At 69.9% G+C, this 3,376-nt stretch carries 3 protein-coding genes; 2 read left to right on the top strand and 1 reads right to left on the bottom strand.

Annotation, left to right across the window (positions count from 1 at the left end; all coding sequences use genetic code 11):
• Positions 1-1,170: MFS transporter (locus E1261_RS43945; RefSeq protein ID WP_132416186.1), on the bottom strand; the 1,170-nt coding region annotated here is incomplete at its 3' end.
• A gap of 45 nt (positions 1,171-1,215) precedes the next feature.
• On the opposite strand from E1261_RS43945, the gene E1261_RS43940 reads away from it, so the two are divergent.
• Positions 1,216-2,202 carry an ArsR/SmtB family transcription factor gene (locus E1261_RS43940; RefSeq protein WP_132416184.1) on the top strand — a complete coding sequence of 329 codons (987 nt, stop codon included), beginning with the start codon at positions 1,216-1,218 and terminating at the stop codon, positions 2,200-2,202.
• A gap of 44 nt (positions 2,203-2,246) precedes the next feature.
• Complete coding sequence (locus tag E1261_RS43930) at positions 2,247-3,185, top strand: DUF1905 domain-containing protein (protein ID WP_202875470.1); 939 nt, start codon at positions 2,247-2,249, stop codon at positions 3,183-3,185.
• Positions 3,186-3,376: the final 191 nt, after the last annotated feature.

The raw sequence follows: 3,376 nt of genomic DNA, 5'->3' as shown, positions 1-3,376 counted from the left end.
GGTGAGGGTTAGTGAGGCGAGGAGGGACAGGGCGGCGAAGGTGGCGATGGCGGGGGCTGGGGCGGTGAGATCGGCGAGGGTGCCGGCGAGGATGGCGCAGATGCCGAAGGTGGTCATGCGGAGGGCGGACTCGGTGCCTAGGACTTGGCCGCGGAGGTCTGGGGGAGTGAGGTCGACGAGGACCTCTTGCTGGGCCAGTGAGGCGGCGTAGCCGCAGCTGCCTAGGGCTACTACTGCGGCTAGCAAGGGGAGTGGAAGGTCGAAGGCGAAGGCCAGGAAGGGGATGGCCAGGACGATGCGGAGCCAGCGGGCGGCTGTGCGGCGTTGGGAACGGTTGAGGAAGCGGCCGACGATCAGGTCGCCCGACAGCATGCCGGCTGCTCCGGCGGCGAGCAGCCAGCCGGCGTCCGCACCGGCGTACGGGACGAAGAGGGCTTCGCAGCCGACGACGAGTCCGTTGGGGATGGTGAGGGCGAGGAGCAGCGGGCGGGTGCGGGTCTGGCCGAGCAGGAGCCGATTGCCGCGCCATGTTTCGGCGAGGCTGGTGCGGGCGCCGCGTCGCGGGGAGCGATCGCGCAGGCCGAAGCGGAGGGCCGGGATGGTGAGCGCGGAGCAGGCGGTTGCCAGCCAGAGTACGGTCTGCGGACTCATTGCCTGGAGCAACAATCCGGCCAGGCCGAAGCCGGCGATCTGCATGGCGCCGACGGACAGGTTCATCGCCGAGCGGCCGAGGACGAACTGCTCGGCCGCGACGACGTCGTTCAGCAGACCCCAGCGGACGCCGGAGCCGATCGACAGGCCGTAGGCGACCAGGAGAGCGAGGACCAGGCGGGCTGCGGCCGGGAGTTCGAAGGCGGCTTGGATGCCGACGGCAACGGTCGACAGGCTCGCGAGGACGATCAGGAGGCGGCGCGGCCGGGCGGTGTCGGCTGCCGACATCAGGGTCGAGACGCCGAGGACCTGCGCCAGCGACGGTCCGAACATGACGAGCGCGGCCAGCAGCGCCGAACCGGTCGCCGCGTTCACGAGCAACGCGAGCGTCAGGCTGGTCATGGTCGAGGACGCGTTCCCGAGAGCGCTCCCGATCCACAGTCCGCGGAACTCGGCGTTCGCGAAGATCTGCCGGTAGCTGGGCGTGCCGGCGGTGGGCGGTGTGGTGCTGAGACTCATGTCCGGAAGCTTCCGTGGTGACACAGCGACGGCCTAGAGTTTCGGGTGGAGGCGAAACCATTGTCCGAATTCCTCGTCGACGCCGACACCTTGGCGAACGCGCGCTTCGCCACGTCGGAGCTCACCGAGACCGTGTCGGCGCTGAAGCTGCTGCTCCGGCCGGTCGAGCCGTGGTTCCGGGCCTGGAAGGACACCCATCGGCCCGCGTTCGAGGCCCGGCTCGCTGCGGAACCGGTCTGGGCCGCGTTGCTGGACAGCGCGTTCGGCCGGAGCTGGTCGGCGGACTTCCTGACCAGCCTCCCGCTCGACCCGGACGCGAAGATCGCCGATGAGCTCGACTTGATGATGCGCTTGGACGACGACGAGGTTCGCGCGGACTTGCGGGTGGTGCGCGAGCGCCTGCCCGCGATCCTGGAGTCAGAGAGCGCTCTCGCCGCGACCGCTGCCGACCTGCTCATGTGGGTCTGGACGCACACGGTCGAGCCGGACTGGCCGCGCCGCCGACGTCTGCTCCAGGCCGACATCGTGTCGCGGACCGCGCGACTCAGCGAGCAGGGGTGGTCCGGCGTGCTGCGCGGGCTCGGTCCTGACGTGCAGTGGCTCGGCGACGGCCGGATCCAGGTGAATCGCTGGGACTATCCGGTGACCGACGTCCGCGGGCGTTCGCTCATGTTCATTGCAACGCACACGCAACGCGTCAGCGTCAGTTGGCGGCTGCCTGATCGGTTCGCGCTGACCTATCCCGTGACCGGCATCTTCGCCGGAACGGCCGTTCTGGCCGAACCCCTGGTCGAACTCCTCGGCCGCAACCGCGCACGCATCCTCACCACGGCCATCGACCCGATCAGTACGACGGCGCTCGTCGCCACCACCGGGCTGTCGCTCGCCACCGTCTCCGACCACCTCCGCGTCCTGACCGCAGCCGGTCTCCTCGAACGCCGTCGCTCCGGCCGCTCGGTCCTCTACTGGCAATCCGACACCGGCCACCGCGTCACTCAAGCTCCACCGGAAACTCCTCAGCAACTGACCTAGCATTCCGGAAGCAGGATGTCCGGAAGGAGTCCTAGCATCGGCTCATGGAACGAGAGTTCGCCGGCGAGGTCATCGAGTGGCGCGGCCCAGCGCCGTACTACTTCCTCCCCGTCCCGGAATCCGACAGCGTCGCGCTGCGGGCGGCTGGCTCTGAGGCTGGTTACCGGGAGTGGGGGATGCTGCCGGTCCAGGTCCGGATGGGCAGTACCGAGTGGAAGACGTCGCTGTGGTCGAGGGACGGCGGCTATCTGCTTCCGCTGAAGGACGCCGTACGGAAGCCTGCCGGGCTTGATGCGGGCGATGCGGTGGAAGTCCGGATCGAGTTCGCTGCGGTACGGCGCCCGCCTCGGAAGCAGAAGCAGCAGCGGGTGAGCGTTCCGCGGGGTTCTCGGGAGCCGGTCCGGGCCGAGCAGCTCACGATCGTTCCGGCGAACCAGGCGACGTGGGACGACCTGCGCGCGGTCTTCGGAGCGAGCGGCGACACGAGTCGGTGCTGGTGTCAGCGGTTCCGGATGCTGCCGAAGGAGAGTTGGGCGTCGGAGGGGCCGGACGAACTCTCCGCCCGGCTGCGCGACCAGACTGCCTGCGACGACCGGAAGGCGCCGACTACGAGCGGGCTGGTGGCGTACCTCGACGGCGAGCCGGTCGGGTGGTGTGCGGTTGCGCCGCGCGCGGATCACCCGCGGCTGTTGCGCGACAACCGGGTGCCCTGGGAGGGGCGCAACGAGGACAAGACGGACGCCAGCGTCTGGGCCGTGACTTGCTTCGTGACGCGCGTCGGCTACCGGCGTCGAGGTGTTGCCGGTGCACTCGCTCGGGCTGCCGCGGAGTTCGCCCGGGAACGCGGTGCTAGTGCCGTGGAGGGCTACCCGGACTTCGTGGACGGTGGATCGGTCGGGACCCTCGCCATGTTCGCCGGCGCCGGGTTCGCCGAGGTCAGCCGGCCGGGCCGCCGCCGCGCCGTACTGCGCATCGACTTCTGAGCGCGCACGTCCTCGTCGTGTTGCGGGGTGGGGGTGTGGAGTCGGCGGGGATAGTGGACGCATGACGAGTTCGGTGGGCGAGCCGGGGACGGCGGTCCTTGCTTCGCGGCGGGTTCTGGGGCGGGAAGTTTGGTTGGTGCTGGCGTTGTCGCTGGGGGCTTCGGGGGTGGCGGCGCTGATCTCGTTCACGG

The sequence above is a fragment of the Kribbella albertanoniae genome, from assembly GCF_004348455.1.
Taxonomy (GTDB): domain Bacteria; phylum Actinomycetota; class Actinomycetes; order Propionibacteriales; family Kribbellaceae; genus Kribbella; species Kribbella albertanoniae.
The sequence above is the reverse complement of the archived record's forward strand: the minus strand, read 5'-3'. Positions and strand labels throughout refer to the sequence as shown.

Bases quoted from the DNA above. Each gene is read 5' to 3' on its own strand.
- E1261_RS43930 (WP_202875470.1), top strand. From the start codon at position 2,247: ATGGAACGAGAGTTCGCCGGCGAGGTCATCGAGTGGCGCGGCCCAGCG.